This window comes from Mycobacterium sp. (genome assembly GCF_044223235.1).
Lineage (GTDB): Bacteria > Actinomycetota > Actinomycetes > Mycobacteriales > Mycobacteriaceae > Mycobacterium.
This window is the reverse complement of record NZ_JBGAME010000018.1, coordinates 35826-52942: the sequence shown is the minus strand read 5'-3', so window position 1 is coordinate 52942 and position 17117 is coordinate 35826. Positions and strand designations below refer to the sequence as shown.

The window sequence follows — 17117 nt, the reverse complement described above, 5'->3', positions numbered from 1 at the left end:
GGGCTTGATGCCCGCACCGGCGGAATGCGTCACTTCGAGGTGTCGGGCTCCGCGTCGGATCCGGTCGCGGCGACCTCGTCCGCGGCTGCCTCGACCTCATCGGCCGCCGCCTCGACCTCATCGGCCGCCGCCTCGACCTCGGCAACCGCGTCGACGGCCTCGTCACCAGCGGTGTCGGTGTCCCCGGCATCCTCGGCGGCGTGCTCGGTGGCGTCCTCAGCCTCGGCCGACTCGGTGGCCCACTCGGTGGCCGCTTCACCCTCCGGGGTCGACGGGCCGAAGAATTCGGTGGTGTCGACGACCTCACCGGCGGTGTCGGTGACCGTCGCGCCATGCACCACCGCGGCGATGGTGAGCCCGCGCCGAAGGTCCGCGAACATCGCCGGGAGCTGGTTGTTCTGCTGAAGCAGCTGCAACAGCTGCTGGGGCTCGATGCCGTACTGCCGCGACATCAGCACCAGCCGCTCCGTCAGGTCGTTCTGTCCGACCTGGACGCCGAGCTGATCGGCGACCGCGTCCATCAGCAGCTGCGTCTTGACCGCCTTCTCCGCGTTGGCCCGGTTGTCGGCGTCGAACTCTTCGCGGCTGCTGCCCTGCTCGGCCAGCGAATCGGCGAACTGGTCCTCGTCGTGGTCAAAGCCATGGATGGCGTTGTGCAGGGCATCGTCGACCTGGGCCTGCACGATCTTCTCGGGCAGCGGAACCTCGGTCTGCTCGAGAAGCGCCTCCAGCGCCTTGTCGCGGATCTGTTCGGCCTGTTCGACCCGCTTGACCCTGCGCACCTGGTCGGTGAGGCTCTCCTTCAGCTCATCGATGGTGTCGAACTCACTGGCCAGCTGGGCGAATTCGTCGTCGGGCTCGGGCAGCTCGCGCACCTTCACCGACTTGACCGTGACGGTCACCTCGGCGTCCTGCGCGGCCTGCTCGCCGGCGGCCAGCGCGGTGGTGAAGGTCTTGGTCTCCCCCTCCGACATCCCCACGATCTCGTCGTCGAGGCCCTCGATGAGCTGACCAGAGCCGACCTCGTGGGACAAGCCCTCGGTCGCGGCGTCCGGCACGTCCACACCGTCGACGGTGGCCGACAGGTCGATGGAGACGAAGTCGCCGGTCTGAACCGGGCGCTCGACACCGGTCAGCGTGCCGAACCGGGCCCGCAGCGACTGCAACTCGGCGTCGACGTCCTCCTCGGTCACCTCGATCGGGTCGACGGTGATGGTCAGCGCCGCCAGGTCAGGCAGGGTGATCTCGGGGCGGACATCCACCTCCGCGGTGAACACCAGCTCCTCGTTGTCCGCCAGCTTGGTGATCTCGATCTCCGGCTGGCCGAGCGGCTGCACGTCCGAGCTGGTCAACGCCTCGCTATAGCGGCTGGGCAGGGCGTCGTTGACAACCTGCTCAAGCACCGCACCCCGGCCGATGCGGGCCTCGAGCAGCTTGCGGGGCGCCTTGCCGGGCCGGAACCCGGGCAGCCGCACCTGCTTGGCCAGCTCCTTGAAGGCGCGGTCGAAGTCTGGTTCGAGTTCGGTGAAGGGCACTTCCACGTTGATGCGGACCCGGGTGGGGCTCAGCTTCTCGACGGTGCTCTTCACGGCGGTTACTCCTTGATGTCTGTCTGTCGTGGGTGGTTCCGGTCGGGGTGACAGGATTTGAACCTGCGGCCTTCCGCTCCCAAAGCGGATGCGCTACCAAGCTGCGCTACACCCCGCGCCTACGCGATCGGCAGCGCACGGGTGTGCACTGCTGACCACGCGAGATACTACGGGTTGACCGCGCGAAGCTATCAATTGGATTTCGTTCCCGGCACGCCGGTACAGTGCTGGTGCTGCACATGCGGGCGTAGCTCAATGGTAGAGCCCTAGTCTTCCAAACTAGCTACGCGGGTTCGATTCCCGTCGCCCGCTCCACGCGCTACCAGCGGATGCGCCCTTAGCGCAGATGTGCGACCGGGCCGGCGGGTTCGCCGCGGCAACCGTCGCGCATCGACTCGCCGGGGTTCGGCTCAGAACGAGACCGAGAACGATCCGACGGTGTAGCACACGTGGGACGAGCAGTTGCCGACGTCGGTCGAGCCCGGGGGCACGATCGCCAGGTTGATCCCACCGCCGGTGTTGTTACCCGAGTTCGTGCTGCCGTCGCCGAGCACGGTGACGAAATTGAGACCGCTGCCGAAATTCTCGCCGACCTTGTTGTTGTTGTTGCCGAAGATGTTGGCGACGTTGGCGCCGGTGCCGTAGTTGTTGGCCGCGTCGGTGTTGTTGCTGCCCTGGATGCCCGACAGGTTGCCGGCCAGGTCGGTGGTCCAGTTGGCGAAGGTGTTGCCATCGCCCCACTGGTTGCCGACGTTGGCGTTGTCGTCGCCGCTGATGCTGACGAAGTTATGCCCGTTGCCTCCATTGATTCCCGAGGCATCGTTGCCGGCGCCGAAGAGGCCTGCGTAGTTGACCCCGCCGACAAGGTTGTTACCCGAATTGGTGTTGTCGTTCGCCACGATGACGTGGTTGCTCGCCCACAGCGAGGGCGGTTGACCGTAAACGCTGTTGTTACCCGAATTCAGATTGTTGTCACCCAGGAAGGCGAGGTTGAGGCCGCTACCGAAATTGTTGCCAGAGCCGGCGGCGGGCCCCTCTTCGGAGTCACCGTTGCCGTCACCGAGGGTGACGATATTGAACGCCGACCCGTAATTGTTGCCAGAGTAGGCGTTGGCGTTCCCGGCGCTGACCAGGCTGATGATCCCGGCCTCGCTGTTGTTGCCGGATTCCAGGTTGCTGCTGCCGAGGCTGACGTTGTTGGGGCCCAGGCCGAAGTTGTTGCCGGAGCGGACGTTGTCGTTGCCGAGGATGGCGGAGTTGGGGCCGGCGCCGTGGTTGTTGGCGACGGCGGTGTTGTTGTTGCCGATGCTGAAGAAATTGGACCCGCCGTCGAAGTTCTGGCCGCTGTCGACGTTGCCGGTGCCCTTGACGCCGGTGTTGAACGGCGGGTTGATGTCCCCGGGAGCCGCGGCGGCCTGCGCCAGGCGGGCATTCCGCTTGCCGGTCACCGTGGGACTGCTGGATACCTTCGTCACCGGTCCGACTCGCGACGTTCCGGACTTTCCGGCCGCGCCGTTTGCACTGTTCGATCGGGTCGAAGACGGCGAACTGATCGCCGAGACGATCTTTTTCACGGCGTCGTTCACCGACGAGACACCCTCACTGTTGCGACCGTCGTCGTTCGCCGAAGCCGCGCCGTCACCGCGATCGACGGTGTCGGCAGCGGCGGTGGCAGAGGATCCGAACGTCGTCAGCGCGAGCGCGGCGCCAACCACGACCGTGCCCAGCACCGCCGGTCGCCGCTGCGATTTCGAGTGCCGTCCTGCCATAGGACCCTCCTAGATCGTGTGAGATGGCCCGTCCCGCGCTGAGGCTAACAGTCCACCGCGAAGCATGTCCGTGTTTGGAGGGTGACAGCACGGTTTGCGTTGCGTCACATAGTGATCCGGCAATGCGCGACCCGAGCGCCACCTCGGCTGACCCGTCACCGTCAGATCACGGAGCAAGCGGCCGTCGGGCGCCTACGACTGGCAGGTGATGCTTCCGGACACGTCGAAGACGTCGTCGCTTCCCGTGAGCAGTTGTCCGCAGACCACTACCACGGAGCTGGGCACGATAACGGGAAAGGTAGCCACCGGCCCGCTATACGCGTAGTCATGGCCGCCACCCGGGTAGGTGGCAATGGGTTTGCTCGAAACCTTGCTGCCTACGGCGATCACGCGGGTCCACTCGCCGTGCATCGTCGCGGTGCCGTTGATTGCCACCACCACGTTGTCATGGTCGTCGGGAACCGAGTTCGTGTACTGGTCGTGGAACCCTGCCGTGCCGTCGAGTGCGAACATCGTGTTCCCACTCCTGTTCTGACCATCCGCCGTAGCCGTGGCAGGCCGGAACACGCTGATCGCCAACGCCCGGTTGTCGTTGGACGCATTGGCCTGCGCGCCGGTGGCCGAATTGTCGCCGATGCCTACCGGGTCACCGGGACCGCCGTCGTAGGAGATACCCGGCCCCGCACTGGCCGTGCCCGCACCGATCATCCCCGCCGCGCCAAGTCCAGCGGCCAGCGCCGAGCCGGCCAGGATCCTGCGAACTGTCATGACCACTTCCCATCTCCGCCCCACTCTGGACCAGTTCAGCAAAGCACACTCACCCCCGGCGCACACCCGACAACTTGCCGTGTAGCATCGGCTATACCGCAACTCGCCGCTCGATAACCTCAGGTAGAGCAAATCTTCTCTGTCTGGAGCAAATAGGTTACTCGGGTCCGGTGCGCTTGTGCTGGAACTACGCGAAGTTGTCGCCGAGCAGCCATCCGGTGGCGTCGAGTTTGTAGATGGCCCGGGAGTCATCGACGAGGACGTCATCGACGGGATCCAGAACGATCTCGCAGCGCCGTCGGCCCACTTGAGGCACTACCGCCCGTCGCCGATGGATTCCACGGTCCCGCCATAGCGACGCACCGCCTCCGCCGAGCGCTCTACCAAGGTCAGGTCGACGGCAGAAGCGACGACGAATGCGTTGTGGTGCAACAGCATTCAACGGCGACCGGCTCGCCTCGCATGTGCGGGCAACACTGTGTCAGTCATCCTCGTCGAATCGCTGAACCACGCACGATGATGCATGTCGTCGACCTGTTCCTCTGCGGCCGACCAGTTGAACGCCGCGTTCTCGCCGTACGTCGCCGACGACCTGGCAGGTCCTGCGAGCATCCGATCTTGATACGGCACCGATGGGCCGCTCGATGTTGCTGCGTGCGGGCCGCCGGCACACTAGAGTTTCGTTTGCCGACAACCGCCTGCCGGTGCTGATGACCGGACGCGATCCAACGACGGTGACGATCAGCGGCACCCACCCGATTCCGCCCGGGCCGTCGGCCCCCGACCCAGAGAAGGGCTCCCACCCGCCCGTGCCACACCACGCGCAACCTCGGCCAGGACGCCGACCCGCCGCATCCGGCGCGATCGCCGCGGTGGTTGCGGCGGTGCTGCTCCTGGCGACGTCGGACCTGCGCCCGGCCGCCGTCACCGCGGCGCACCAGCTGATCACGGGTCCGTACGCGTCGTTGCTGGGCGCCTCGACGGATCTGGGCGAGTCGAGGGCGCGCACGGTCCAGCTGACCGCGGCGCTGCGCGGATCGGCGCGCCCGGATCGGCTGCTCGAGTGGGCCGCCGACCGTGGGCTGCAGGCCCGGTGGCGCGCCGGGGACACCTGGGCGATCCTGCAGGGTCCGCCCGCCACCGTCGCCGACGCACTCGACGTCGCCGTCCACGACTACCGCGGCCGCCGGGGGCAGGTGTTCTACGCCTCACCCCAGCAGCCGCAGGTGCCGGCCCCGCTGCGTGATTCTGTCTCCGGGCTGGGCCGGATCCTCAGCTACACGCCCCATCGCTCGGCCCTGCCCCCGATCTCGACGGACGTACCGTTTCCCGGCCTCGTCCCAACCTCGCTGCGCACCACCTACAACGTCGCGCCACTGACCGCCGACGGCTACACGGGCAAGGGAACGACGATTGTGGTCTTCGCGTTCGACGGCTTCAACCAGCCCGACCTCGACCTGTTCGCCACGACTTTCGGCCTGCCGACGTTCACGCCCGAGGTGGTCGGCGGAATGCCCGAGCAGCGCAGCGGTGAGGCCTCGATGGACCTGCAGGTGGCCCACGCCATCGCCCCGGACGCGCGCAAGGTCCTGGTCAATGCGCGGCCGACGGTCGAGGGCGGCGGCGCCTTCGAGAAGATCGGCCGGTTGATGGAGTCGGTCGATCAGCAGTTCCCCGGCGCCGTGTGGACGCTGTCGATCGGGTGGGGCTGCGACAAGCTGATCACCGCCGCCGATATGGAACCCGTGCGCGCCGCCATCGCCAGGGCCCATACCCACGGGACGACGGTGTTCGACGCGAGCGGCGACCTCGCCGGGCTGGAATGCAAAGGGGGGCAAGACTGGTCGGCACCGCCGAGCCCGGCTGACGTTGGCCTCGACGTGGTCGCGTCGCTGCCCGAGGTGACCAACGTGGGCGGGACGACGCTGTCCACCGACGCCGACTACCAGTGGCTCGACGAGCAGGCCTGGTTCGATCCGCCGCTCACGCAGGGCAGCGGCGGCGGGGTGTCGAATCTGTTCGACCGCCCGCAGTGGCAGCAGGACATCTTCCCGCCGAACTCCACCCCGCGGCGGCTTGCCCCCGACATCTCCGCGGTGGCCGACATTTTCACCGGTGCGGTGATCTTCCTGAACCAGCATCAGGTGGTGGGCGGCGGAACGTCGCAGGCCGCCCCGCTGTGGGCCGGGATCGCCGCGGTGATGAACCAGTATCTGGCGGCCAACGGCGGACGGCCGCTGGGGGAACTCAATTCGGTGCTGTACCGCGTCGCAGGAAGCGCGTCCCGGCCCGGCTTTCACGACGTCACGCTGGGCGCGAACGCGGTCTCCGTCGCGGGACCCGGATACGACCTCGTGACGGGGCTGGGCACACCGAACGTGGACAACCTGGTGCGCAACATCCTCGAGTTGCAGGGGGTGACGCAATGACCCCGCGACACGCCGACGACCTGCCCGTCGAGTTCGGAGGACCGCGATGACCGGCCCGCCACTGCTGACCATGCCCTGCCGGGCATGCGGACACGACGTACCCGCGGGCAAGTTCTGCGGATTGTGCGGGGCGCGCCTGACACGAGATTCCGGCCGCGGTCCGGACTGGTTGAGGGTCAGCGACTACGCCGCCGCACCCAGCGAGAGTGTGCTGCAGCCGTCGATCGTCAGCTCGGTGTTTCCGCACCTGCCGGAGCGCTCGCACGGCGCCTTCCGGGCGGGACTGGCGTTGATGCTGACTGTGCTGGTGGTGTTCGCGCTGGCCGGCTGGCAGATCCCGATCATCGCGGTCGGAACCCTGGGTCCGCTGCTGATATTCGGCATCTATCTCTTCGAAACCGGGGTCGTGGCGGATCTCCCGCGCCGGATCTGGGTGCTGACCGTCGTACTCGGCATCCTCGTGGGAGCGGTTTGGGTGTGGACGACGACAAACATCTTCGCGCAGTCCTACGGCATGGCGCTGGGCGCCCAGACCCCTGACATCGGGATGGTCCTCAAAGGCATCGTAATCCCGTTCGGCGGTGTCCTGGTGATGCAGATACCCGCGGCGCTCGTCGTGTCGATCCGGCCGCGCCACCATCGGGAAGCGCTGGACGGCTTCGCCGTCGGCGTCCTCGGCGCGACGACATTCGCCGCGAGCGCCACGCTGTTGCGGCTGATCCCCCAATTCAAGAGCGGTGTGTTCACCCAGGCGCAACCCCTGCTCGACCTGCTCATCGGCACCGGCATCCTCGGCGTGACGATGCCGCTCAGCGTGGCGGCCTTCGGCGGCGTCATCGGAGCCGGGCTGTGGTATGGCGCCGGCCGCCGCGGCGTGCGGCGCGTCCGCCTGTTCGCCGTGGTCGCGCTGGTCCTGGTGTTCTTCGCCGCCGCCTACACCGGCGTCGGCCTGACCGACCTGTTCCCGCTGCCCCTGGGATTGCAGTTCGCCAAACATGCCGTCATGGCGCTGGTGGTCCTCGCCGCGATGCGCGTCGCCCTGCAACTGGCGCTGCTACGGGAACGCGACGACGAAACGGCACCCGAGTCGCCGATCCTGTGCCCGCACTGCGGCCATGTCGTACCGGACATGACGTTCTGCCCGGCCTGCGGCGTCTCCGCCCATGCGTCCTCCCGGGCATCGCGGGAAGCGCGGCGAGCCGACCGGCCGCAGCCTGTCGAGCAGGAGGCCGAGCGGTGAGCGCACCTGCCGCGCCGGCTCGGGAGCTCTTCCCCGGCTACTCGCTGGCGGCGCGGTCCTATACCGCCGCCCCTCTCCGGCAGACGTCGCTTCGACGGCTTCTCGCATATCTCAGCGTGGGCATGGCCGCGCTGGTGGCCGCATTGCTGTCGGCGTCGTTGCTGACCGGGGCACCGCCCGTGCGCTACAGCTGCCCGCCGGATTGCGGACGCCCACCGACCGGAACCCCGGTGGCGGCAAACCCGCGATTCACCGCGGCCGACGGCAGTTTCTCGGTGTCCTATCCGGCGCCAAGCGAGGCGTATGCCATCTCGACCGACGACAACGGAGTGATCGCCGAGTATCGGGGCGGCGACACCGGGGTGATGCGGCTGTTCGGCGAGCCCGCCCGCGGCCGCTCGCCGCAGCAGGTGGTGGAGGATCTCGTCAGGGAGACGCAGCCCGACGCCACCGTCGCCTACCACATCCCCAACGCGATGGTCGGCTACCAACTGGGGTCCGGGATCGTCTACGACGTCTTCCCGCAGAACTCGCTGACCGACTACACACGAACCCGGATCGTGGTCTTGGCCGCCATCAAGGACGATTTCGCGCTCATCGCCGGCGCCGCGGGGCCCTATCACGAATTCGGACCGGACTCAGGTCCGGGGCCGCCGTCGGGGGCCAACCTCGAACTGGCGCAGGATCTGGGGAAGTACGTCAACAGCTTCCGCTGGCGCGCGGACCCGCCCCGCTGAGCGCCCGAAGGGATTCCGCGCGGTGCCGACCCGTGACGATCCGATCACCGCCGACCCGGGCGCGCAGCCGTGCGCTGTCCGACGAGACGAGGTGTACTGCGCTCTGGGCGTAATCGCCGATTGATTCGGGGACCGTCGGCGTCAGTTCCTGTGGGTACCCTGGACGCCATGAACGGCGTCGTGGTGGTGCTCATCCTGTTGGTCGTCGCGGCAATCGGGTTCGCGGTCTACACCTCATCGAAGGCTTCCCGCAGGCGTACTGCGGAGTCGCTGGCCGACGCGAAGGCCGACGCGCGTCGCATCATCGAACGGCTCGGCGGGCAGGTGATCGGGCTGACCGGTACCGACGAGGCGTCCAAGCAGGCGCTGGCCGACGCCTCGGAGCGCTACACCGCTTCGTCGTCGCAGATCGAGCAGGCGACGTCGGCGAGGCAGGCCGAGCTGGCCAAGGAGAGCGCACTGGAGGGGTTGTACTACGTACGCGCCGCCCGCGCGGCGATGGGCATGGACCCGGGCCCCGAGCTGGAGTCGCTGTCGGGTCAGCGGTCGGCAGGCACCGTTACCGAGGATCGGCGGGTGCAGTTCGAGGGACGTGAGATCGAGGCCTCCCCCACACCGTCGCAACGTACCCCCAACTATTACCCCGGCGGCCGGGTGGCAGGCAGGCCCGTGCCTGCCGGTTGGTACTCCGAGCCCTGGTGGAAGCCCGCCCTGGTCGCGGGTGCCTGGGGTATAGGTTCGGTGCTGCTCTTCGATGCGCTGTTCTCAGGGATGCACGGTTCTGGCTACGAGCAGGGTTTCGCGCAGGGCTATGACCAGGGCATGGATCAAGGCATGGACCAGAACATGGATCAGGGCGGCTATGACGGCGGCGGCGATGCCGGCTGGGATGGCGGCGGTTCCGACGGCGGCGGATGGGACTTCGGAGGCGGCGGCGACTTCGGTGGCGGCGACTTCGGCGGGTTCTGACGCCGCAACGCCCGGAAGCCGGATCGTCAGAACCGGCTGTCCAGCCGCGCCGACACCCCGGCCTCCTGCAGGTCGAGCCGCTCCAGCATGGCCCGAACGGCCTCATCGTCGATGTTCCCGGCGTCGCGCTCGGCGATGAGCGCGGCCCGCTGGGCCATCAGCACGTCACGGTAGAGGCCCGCGAACACCTCGGCCCGCAGCGTGTGGGCGTCGGGATCGGGCATCTCGTCGGCGTCCTGGGCGTGTCTGGAAATGATGGTGCTGATGTCGGCGAGCACGCGCGGGTCGAGCCCCTTGGGCGGGTCGGCCCTGAAGTCAGCGATCACGTCGTCGGCCGCCTCGTGAACGACACGCTCTGCTTTGCGCGTTTCCTGGCGGTCGTAGGCCCGGTCGTCGGGCTGCGATGACAGCTGGAGTCGCCGGATGAGCAGCGGCAGCGTCCACCCCTGCAGCAGCAGCGTTCCGACGGCGACGACGAAGGCGATGGCCTGGATGGTGGCCCGCTCGGGGAACGGGTCACTCACGGCGGTGGTGACCGGGATTGCCGCTGCGGCCGCCAGCGTGACGACACCGCGCATGCCGGTCCAGGACACGACCGTGTTCTCCTGCCAGGTCAGCGACCGGTTGTCGATCAACGTGCGCCACTTCGGTTGGGGTTTGGCCCGTCTGCGCATTCCGAGCGCACCGCGCCCGCCGCTCGCGGGAATCGGCACACTGAGGCTGCGCTCGACATGCCGCGACAGCACCCCGCGGCCGAACATCAGGAAGACCGACACCGGCCGAATCACCAGCACGATCAACAGCACAATCGCCGACGCGATGGCCACCTCCATCAATGATTCGTGGGCGTCGCGCAGATCCTCCAGCACGAATCGCAGGTGCAGGCCGATGTAGGCGAAGACGAAGGCCTCGAGCAGCACGTCCAGGGAGTTCCACACATAGCGCTCCTGCAGGCGGGTCTGGTAACCGGCGGACAGGCTGCCGCTGCCGACGACGAAACCGGCAACCACGACGGCCAGCACGCCTGAGGCGTGGACGTGCTCGGCGGCAATGAACGCCCCGAAAGGCACCAGCAATCCCTGCACCGTCTCAAGACCGGGGCTGTTGAGGCGCTTGCGGATCCACAGGGTGATGTAGCCCAGCGCCGCGCCCATCAGCGGACCGACCAGCGCGCTGTATCCGAACAGCAGAAACGGATTTTCGATGAAGGTGTGCGTTCCGGCCACCTGGGCGACCGCGATGGAGAACAGGGTCAACGCGGCGGCGTCGTTGATGAGACTCTCGCCGGTGAGGATGGCCATCACGCGTTTGGGCAGGCCAAGCTTGCGGCCGACGGCGACCGCGGTAACCGCGTCGGGCGGGGCGACGATGGCCCCGAGCACCAGTGCCGTGCCGAATGTCAGGGGCACGACCACAAGCCACGACGACACCGCGGCCACCGCGAAGGCGGTGACCACCACCAGCGCGACCCCCAGACCGAGGATCGGTTTGATGTTGCGCAGGAACGTCGGGAACGAGAAGTCGAGCGCGGCCGAATACAACAGCGGCGGCAGGACGACGGTCAGCAGCACATGCGAGTCGAGTTCGGGCGCCTCGAAGCCCGGTATGAACGACACCGCGATACCGACCAGGACGATGATGAGTGCCGGTTCAAGCCCGCGTCGGTGCGCCATCGCCGTTACGACGATCGCGCCGACCACAACCAAGATCAGTTCCACCCGGAGATTGTCCCGTCAATCCTGTGAACTCGCTGGACGGGGACACGTCAGCGCTGGCAACCGGGGCACCAAAACACGTTGCGTCCTTCGAGTTCAGCGGCGCGAATGGCGGTTGCACACACCCGGCACGGCTCGCCCGCGCGTCGGTAGACGTAGGTGCGCGGCCGGCCTGGGCCGTAGGAGGGCGCACCGTGGTCGTCCTCGGGACGCACCACGACGATCATGCCGCGACGCAGCCCGACCGCCATCAGGGCCACGAGATCCGTCCACATGTCGGCGAACTCGGCCTCGGTGATCGTCGTCCCGGGCCGGAAGGGGTCGATGTGGCGCCGATAGAGCAACTCGCTGCGGTAGACGTTGCCCACCCCGGCGATCACCGTCTGGTCCATTAACAACGCGCCAATCGGCCTGCGGGACTTGGTGATCCGCCTCCATGCCGGGCCCGGGTCGGCGTCGCGGCGCAGCGGGTCGGGACCGAGTCGCGCGACTACGGACGCGATCTGGGGTTCCTCGATCACCTCGCAGACCGTGGGTCCGCGCAGATCGGTTCCGTACTCGGCACCGATCATCCGCATTCTCACCTGTCCGATCGGTTCGGCGAGGTCGGCGGTGCTGAACTCGGTGAAGGTGCCGTAGAGCCCCAGGTGCACGTGCACCACCCTGCCCCCGGCGTAGTGGTGGAACAGATGCTTACCCCAGGCGTCGGCCTTGCGGAATACGTGCCGGTCCACAGTCGCCGCCCCTTCGACGAAGCGGCCCTGCGGGCTGGACACCGCCACCGGCGCGCGACCGAAGCGCCGCTGATGCAGGCGGGCCAGCCGGTGCAAGGTGTGGCCCTCCGGCATTGCCCTACTCCGGCCCGCCCGGCACCGGTGGCGCGACGTGGGTGCGCTCGAATTCGGCGAGAATGTCGATGCGGCGTTGGTGGCGTTCGGCTTTCGACCACTGGGCGGACAAGAACGCGTCGATGATGGTCAGCGCCTCCGGCACGGTGTGCATGCGGCCGCCGATACCCATCAGCTGTGCGTTGTTGTGCTCACGGGCCAGGGTCGCGGTCTCGGTGCTCCATGCGAGCGCACACCGCGCACCGGGCACCTTGTTGGCCGCGATCTGCTCACCGTTGCCGGACCCGCCGATGACGATGCCGAGACTGTCCGGATCGGCCACGGTCTTCTCGGCAGCCGCGATGCAGAACGCCGGATAGTCGTCCTCGGCGTCATAGGCGTAAGCGCCGCAGTCGATCGGCTCGTGGCCGCTGGCTGCGAGGTGCTCGATGATGGCCTGCTTGAGTTCGTATCCGGCATGGTCGGCGCCGAGGTAGACACGCATGCCGGTAACCCTACTGGGCGGGGTGTGCGACCCTAGCCGCTATCCGGCGCTCGCGTGCATGCACGGTGCACCGACAACGGACGCCGTTTTTGCTGGCCATTGATGCAACATGCTGGAATCCCGGGAAATCCCGTTGCCGACGCAGCATCTGCTTTTCGCGCGCTTGTTGCACACCTAGATTCGTTGCGGCGAAACCGGTTACGGCACCAGCATCCGACATGAACCGTTGCCGATCAGCGGTATCGAGGCTCGACCGTACTGGCCCCCGAGCGCTCCCCATCGACTAGCGTGGCGGACCGGCGACCGTCGCGTCGGGCTTCACGCCCGGGGCTACCATCGCCCAGTATCGGACGCTGATTCGGAAGCGCAGGGGGCCGCGAAATGACAAGTGCCGAAGCGGTGGAGCACACCCCATCGCGTTGGGTGGTTCCCGCTGCCCTGGTGATCGCGCTGATCGCGGCGGGCCTTTCGGTATGGGCACTGCTGCGACCGACGGGCGAAGCCACGCCAACCACCGAGGCATCACCGGAGGCGTTCACCGCCGAGCAGACCGAGGATGCCAAGGCCCGGACGTGCGCGGCGTTCGACACTGTGCGCAACGCGGTGTCGATCCAGACCAACCTCGACCTGGGCCCCGACGCCGTGGCCAGGGAAGCCGTCGCCGCGAACGCACGGCTGGCGACCCTCGGAGGCGGCAGTTACCTGCTTTCCCGCCTGGACCCGGCAACCCCACCCGAACTCACAGATTCCGTCCGAACTTTCGCGAATAACCTGCAGGACATCGGGATCAGGCAGCTCGTCGGCGTGCAGAACACCGACCCCTCGATGGCGCCGCTACTCAAATCGGCTCAGGACGCCAGCCCACGTATCACCGAGTTGTGCAAGTAAGCACGGCTGTCCATCCCCACAACTCGGCAAATTACAAGTGAAAATCTCCGTGCATTGGCAGTTTGCCATCGCAGCTTGGGCGTTTGCGCGCGGCGACCTCAGCGCCCGCACCCGAACTCGCCACCGCTACCCCACCGTGATGGCATCCAGCCGTTCCTTGATGAAATCGGCACACGTCACCGGCGCCAGCCCGGACACCCGCCCGATCGGCGGCTCCAGCGGAATCACCCGCGCGTCGTGGTTGGCCTCGTAGAAGTAGATCAGCGATACCAGGTCCTCCTCCGGGGCTTCGGGCTGCGGCGGCAGCACACGGTGGCGCCCGGACGGCCAGCGCCGCCCACTCCAATACTCCAGCAGATCACCGATATTCACCGTCAGGGCGCCGGGTTGCCACGGGGCGTCCTCCCACCCGTTGGCGTCCGAGTACACCTGCAGTCCCCCCGCACCCGGCTCGCGGTCCAGGATCGTCACCGTGCCGAAGTCGGTGTGCGGACCGATACGGAACTGCCCGGGCTCGGGCTCCCCCACCACGCTGACGGGCGGGTAGTGGTTGATGTTCATCGTCCACGTCGGCCGGTCGGCCAGCGTCGCGAATGGGTTGTCGGCCATCTGCAGGGCACGGGCGAACAGCGCGAGTAGGTCGTCGGCCAGCCCACGCATCGCCGCGGTGTATTCGGCGACCAATCCGTGCAATGCCGGAACTTCGGCGGGCCACACGTTGGTCGCGAACCAGATCCGGTCCACCTCGGGATCGCCCGTTTCCGTCTCGGCTCCCAGGCTGTAGCTCTCCTTGAGGTCGGGCGGGGTCTCGGTGCCCTCGGCGTAGGCATTGGCTTCGGCGCCCGGCGCTATCCAGCCGTGCCCGCCGACCGGTACCGAATAGCGTTGCTTCACCGCAGCGGGCAGCGCGAAGAACTCACGACTGGCGGCCCGCACACCGGCGGCCAACTCCGGGGCGACACCATGGCCGGTGACCACGATGAAGCCGGCCCGCTGCAGCCCCTCATCCACGTCGGCGGCCAGCGCGTCGGCGTCGGCACCTCCCGCATACCACCGCGAAATATCCACCATTGCAATGGCACTCACTCAGCCACCCCGATATCCTCATGCCACAGCTGCGGATTCGCAGCGATGAACTCCGCCATCATCGACACGCAGCGCTGATCGTCGAGAACGGTGACGGCAACCCCGTGCTCGGCCAGCCAATCGTGCCCGCCGGAGAACGTGTGGGCCTCGCCGATCACCACCGAGCCGATGTTGAACTGACGGACGAGCCCGCTGCAGTACCAGCACGGCGACAGCGTCGTGACCATCACCGTCGACCGGTAGTCGCGTTGACGACCGGCGTTGCGGAACGCATCCGTCTCGGCGTGCATCGACGGGTCGTCGTCCTGGACACGCCGGTTGTGGCCGCGGCCCAGCAGCACCCCGCCCGCGCCGAACAGCGCGGCACCGATCGGTATCCCGCCCTCCGACAGTCCTTTTCGGGCCTCGTCGACGGCGACGTCAAGCATCTCCGTCGGCGTCATACCGCGCGCTCGGCGGAGATCTTGGACCGGCACAGCACCAGATAGCATGCGCCGGAGATGAAGAAGCCGACAAAGAAGGTGATATCACCCAGTTGTGGAACGGTCCTGGCCACGACGCCGACGAACTTCTCCTGGTTGGAGAACAGCGCCACCGACACCACCAGCCCCGTGACGAATGACAGCAGGCCACCCCAATTGGAATAGGAACGGTCGTAGAGGAACCCGGCGATCGACTGGCCGCGCCGCAGGTATTGGTCGGCGAACACCACACCCAGCCAGGGCCCGATCCAGTACGCGATGATCAACAGGAATGCCTCGTAGCTGTGCGCGGCGTCGGGCAGGGCCCACCACGCCACCAGGAAGCCGGCGACGCCGAAGAACACGGTCACCAGCGCACGCGCCACGTGGGGCGGCAATTTCACTCCAATGGTGACGAAAGCCATTGCGCCGGAATAGATGTTGATCGAGTTGGCGGCGATGGCCCCGATGGCGATCGCCAGCAGGGTGGCCTTGGCGAGCCAGGATCCCAGCTCGCTGGTGAACGATCCGGTCGGATCGGCAAGAGACGCCTCGCCGACGGTCGCCGACGCCGCCCCCACCGTCTCCAGCACCGCACACGACAGGAACAGGCCTGCCGCCGCGAAGAAACCCGTGCGCGCGGTCGACACGGTCGACGGCAGATAGCGGGTGTAGTCGGCGGCATAGGGCGTCCAGCCTGCGGCGTAGCCGAACGAGGTGCCCACCGTGAGCAGGAAACCGCCAAGCCCGCCGACCCCGCCTGCGGGTGCCGGGGCGCCGAGATCGGCGTGCACGAAGATGGCGATCGACGCCAGAGCGAAGATCACCGCCAGCACCGGGAAGGCCCACCGCTCGAATGCCTGCACCAGGTTGTGTCCGAAGAACGCGCAGCCGGTCTGGACGAGCACGATGACGACCAGACCCACCAATGGTCCGAAGCCGAACAGTGTGCTCAGCGCGAACGCTCCGCTGACACTGTTGGTCGCGAACCACCCGACACCGGCGGTCACCGACATCAGCACCGCGGGAACGGCATTGCCCTTGAAGCCGAAAGCCATGCGACCCAACACCATCTGCGGCACACCGTGCAACGGCCCGCGCGCCGACAGAAAGTAGTGCGCGACGGCGCCGAGCCCCGTACCGATGACGATCCCGGCGAGGGCCTGCCAGAACGTCATCCCGAACGCGAGCACCGCGAGCATCCCGACGAACACCGTCGCGAACTCCAGGTTCGGCGATGTCCAGGTCCAGAACAGCTGAACTGGCTTGCCGTGCCGGTCGGCTTCGGCGATGAACTCGTTTCCGCCGGGCTCCACCGCGACGATGCGATCGCGGTAGGTGCCGTCGGTGGTGGGCTCGGCGACTGTCATCGCTCTACGGTGGTCCCGACCCGGGCCCCTCGCAACCGGACTTCACAGGAAGTCACCGGGCCGAAATCTGCCGCACGGTCGCGATGACGCTGCGGCTACGACCGTGGTGCACAATTCGCGGCGGCACCAGGGTCAGTCGAACTCGGGCGACTCCGTGCGGGTGCGCTTGAGCTCCCAGAAGTGCGGGTAGGACGCGAAAGTCACCGACGCGTCCCACAGCTTGCCGGCTTCCTCACCGCGCGGGATCCGCGAGAGCACCGGGCCGAAGAACGCCACCCCGTTGACGTGAATGGTCGGGGTGCCCACGTCGTCACCGACCGCGTCCATTCCGGCGTGGTGGCTTTCGCGCAGAGCGTCGTCGTACTCGTCGGTGGTGGCCGCCTCGGCCAGCTCCGCAGGCAGGCCCACCTCAGCGAGCGCCTCGGCGATCACCCGATGGAACTCGGGGTCGAAATCTCGATAGCCCTGGTTGTGAATCCGCGTTCCCATCGCCGTGTAGAGCGGCAACAGAATCTCCGAACCCTTGGCCTGCTCGGCGGCGATGGCGACCCGAACGGGCTTCCACGCCTGCTTGAGGCCCTCGCGGTACTCCTCAGGGATGTCCTTACCCTCGTTGAGCACCGCAAGGCTCATGACGTGGAAGTTGACCTCGACGTCGCGGACCTTCTCGACTTCGAGGATCCAGCGCGACGTGATCCAGCACCACGGGCACAGCGGGTCGAACCAGAAATCGGCGACAGACTTCTCGGACTTCTCGGGCATGG

General features: G+C 67.4%; 15 protein-coding genes and 2 tRNA genes. 6 read left to right on the top strand and 11 right to left on the bottom strand.

Annotated elements, in window-relative coordinates; translation table 11 throughout:
• Positions 1–29: 29 nt before the first annotated feature.
• Both tig and ADBZ6K_RS19190 read right to left on the bottom strand, forming a co-directional pair.
• Positions 30–1589 (bottom strand): trigger factor, encoded by a 1560-nt coding sequence (gene tig / locus ADBZ6K_RS19195; protein ID WP_526349580.1) that lies wholly within the window; start codon positions 1587–1589, stop codon positions 30–32.
• Between the two features lie 42 nt (positions 1590–1631).
• Positions 1632–1705, bottom strand: a tRNA-Pro gene (locus tag ADBZ6K_RS19190).
• Between the two features lie 125 nt (positions 1706–1830).
• Between ADBZ6K_RS19190 and ADBZ6K_RS19185 the strand changes: the two genes are divergently transcribed.
• Positions 1831–1904, top strand: a tRNA-Gly gene (locus ADBZ6K_RS19185).
• Between the two features lie 95 nt (positions 1905–1999).
• Here ADBZ6K_RS19185 and ADBZ6K_RS19180 read toward each other — a convergent pair.
• Positions 2000–3358, bottom strand: coding sequence for a beta strand repeat-containing protein (locus tag ADBZ6K_RS19180; protein ID WP_526349578.1), 1359 nt, complete (start codon positions 3356–3358; stop codon positions 2000–2002).
• Positions 3359–3550: 192 nt separating this feature from the next.
• Entirely contained in the window at positions 3551–4126 is a 576-nt protein-coding gene (locus ADBZ6K_RS19175; RefSeq protein WP_526349576.1) for a hypothetical protein, read from the bottom strand.
• A 710-nt stretch (positions 4127–4836) separates the two neighbouring features.
• On the opposite strand from ADBZ6K_RS19175, the gene ADBZ6K_RS19170 reads away from it, so the two are divergent.
• From ADBZ6K_RS19170 to ADBZ6K_RS19155, 4 genes are all read left to right on the top strand, one after another.
• A complete protein-coding gene (locus tag ADBZ6K_RS19170; RefSeq protein ID WP_526349574.1) occupies positions 4837–6555 on the top strand; it encodes a S53 family peptidase in 1719 nt (572 codons plus the stop codon).
• Positions 6556–6601: 46 nt separating this feature from the next.
• The gene (locus ADBZ6K_RS19165; protein ID WP_526349572.1) at positions 6602–7795 is read left to right on the top strand and encodes a PrsW family intramembrane metalloprotease; all 1194 of its coding nucleotides are present in this window, start codon (positions 6602–6604) and stop codon (positions 7793–7795) included.
• Positions 7792–8532 (top strand): hypothetical protein, encoded by a 741-nt coding sequence (locus ADBZ6K_RS19160; protein ID WP_526349570.1) that lies wholly within the window; start codon positions 7792–7794, stop codon positions 8530–8532. Before ADBZ6K_RS19165 ends, ADBZ6K_RS19160 begins: the two co-directional genes overlap by 4 nt.
• A 168-nt stretch (positions 8533–8700) precedes the next feature.
• Positions 8701–9501 (top strand): DUF1542 domain-containing protein, encoded by an 801-nt coding sequence (locus ADBZ6K_RS19155; RefSeq protein ID WP_526349568.1) that lies wholly within the window; start codon positions 8701–8703, stop codon positions 9499–9501.
• Positions 9502–9527: 26 nt separating this feature from the next.
• Here ADBZ6K_RS19155 and ADBZ6K_RS19150 read toward each other — a convergent pair whose 3' ends face one another.
• Genes ADBZ6K_RS19150 through ADBZ6K_RS19140 form a run of 3 tightly spaced genes read right to left on the bottom strand, consistent with a single transcriptional unit; the run spans position 9528 to position 12548 of the window.
• Positions 9528–11219, bottom strand: a complete 1692-nt coding sequence (locus tag ADBZ6K_RS19150) for a cation:proton antiporter (protein ID WP_526349566.1) — start codon at positions 11217–11219, stop codon at positions 9528–9530.
• 47 nt (positions 11220–11266) lie between these two features.
• On the bottom strand, positions 11267–12064 hold the full coding sequence (locus ADBZ6K_RS19145; RefSeq protein WP_526349564.1) for an Fpg/Nei family DNA glycosylase: 798 nt from the start codon (positions 12062–12064) through the stop codon (positions 11267–11269).
• 4 nt (positions 12065–12068) lie between these two features.
• Positions 12069–12548 carry a ribose-5-phosphate isomerase gene (locus ADBZ6K_RS19140; protein WP_526349562.1) on the bottom strand — a complete coding sequence of 160 codons (480 nt, stop codon included), beginning with the start codon at positions 12546–12548 and terminating at the stop codon, positions 12069–12071.
• Positions 12549–12929: 381 nt separating this feature from the next.
• Between ADBZ6K_RS19140 and ADBZ6K_RS19135 the strand changes: the two genes are divergently transcribed.
• Complete coding sequence (locus tag ADBZ6K_RS19135; RefSeq protein WP_526349560.1) at positions 12930–13436, top strand: hypothetical protein; 507 nt, start codon at positions 12930–12932, stop codon at positions 13434–13436.
• A gap of 126 nt (positions 13437–13562) precedes the next feature.
• On the opposite strand, the gene ADBZ6K_RS19130 is transcribed toward ADBZ6K_RS19135, so the two are convergent.
• The 4 genes from ADBZ6K_RS19130 to ADBZ6K_RS19115 all read right to left on the bottom strand — a co-directional run bounded on the left by ADBZ6K_RS19130 (position 13563) and on the right by ADBZ6K_RS19115 (position 17115).
• Positions 13563–14522, bottom strand: a complete 960-nt coding sequence (locus ADBZ6K_RS19130) for an isopenicillin N synthase family dioxygenase (RefSeq protein ID WP_526349558.1) — start codon at positions 14520–14522, stop codon at positions 13563–13565.
• Positions 14519–14965, bottom strand: a complete 447-nt coding sequence (locus ADBZ6K_RS19125) for a nucleoside deaminase (protein ID WP_526349556.1) — start codon at positions 14963–14965, stop codon at positions 14519–14521. Before ADBZ6K_RS19125 ends, ADBZ6K_RS19130 begins: the two co-directional genes overlap by 4 nt.
• On the bottom strand, positions 14962–16353 hold the full coding sequence (locus tag ADBZ6K_RS19120) for a purine-cytosine permease family protein (protein ID WP_526349554.1): 1392 nt from the start codon (positions 16351–16353) through the stop codon (positions 14962–14964). The genes ADBZ6K_RS19125 and ADBZ6K_RS19120 overlap by 4 nt, the downstream gene beginning before the upstream one ends.
• Before the next feature lie 132 nt (positions 16354–16485).
• Positions 16486–17115, bottom strand: a complete 630-nt coding sequence (locus ADBZ6K_RS19115; RefSeq protein ID WP_526349552.1) for a DsbA family oxidoreductase — start codon at positions 17113–17115, stop codon at positions 16486–16488.
• Positions 17116–17117: the final 2 nt, after the last annotated feature.

Excerpts from the sequence above, each read along its gene's own strand:
- ADBZ6K_RS19175 (WP_526349576.1), bottom strand. The coding sequence starts at position 4,126 with ATGACAGTTCGCAGGATCCTGGCCGGCTCGGCGCTGGCCGCTGGACTT.
- ADBZ6K_RS19135 (WP_526349560.1), top strand. The coding sequence starts at position 12,930 with ATGACAAGTGCCGAAGCGGTGGAGCACACCCCATCGCGTTGGGTGGTT.
- ADBZ6K_RS19170 (WP_526349574.1), top strand. The coding sequence starts at position 4,837 with ATGACCGGACGCGATCCAACGACGGTGACGATCAGCGGCACCCACCCG.
- ADBZ6K_RS19180 (WP_526349578.1), bottom strand. The coding sequence starts at position 3,358 with ATGGCAGGACGGCACTCGAAATCGCAGCGGCGACCGGCGGTGCTGGGC.
- ADBZ6K_RS19155 (WP_526349568.1), top strand. The coding sequence starts at position 8,701 with ATGAACGGCGTCGTGGTGGTGCTCATCCTGTTGGTCGTCGCGGCAATC.
- ADBZ6K_RS19125 (WP_526349556.1), bottom strand. The coding sequence starts at position 14,965 with ATGACGCCGACGGAGATGCTTGACGTCGCCGTCGACGAGGCCCGAAAA.
- ADBZ6K_RS19115 (WP_526349552.1), bottom strand. The coding sequence starts at position 17,115 with ATGCCCGAGAAGTCCGAGAAGTCTGTCGCCGATTTCTGGTTCGACCCG.
- ADBZ6K_RS19145 (WP_526349564.1), bottom strand. The coding sequence starts at position 12,064 with ATGCCGGAGGGCCACACCTTGCACCGGCTGGCCCGCCTGCATCAGCGG.
- ADBZ6K_RS19165 (WP_526349572.1), top strand. The coding sequence starts at position 6,602 with ATGACCGGCCCGCCACTGCTGACCATGCCCTGCCGGGCATGCGGACAC.
- ADBZ6K_RS19140 (WP_526349562.1), bottom strand. The coding sequence starts at position 12,548 with ATGCGTGTCTACCTCGGCGCCGACCATGCCGGATACGAACTCAAGCAG.
- ADBZ6K_RS19120 (WP_526349554.1), bottom strand. The coding sequence starts at position 16,353 with ATGACAGTCGCCGAGCCCACCACCGACGGCACCTACCGCGATCGCATC.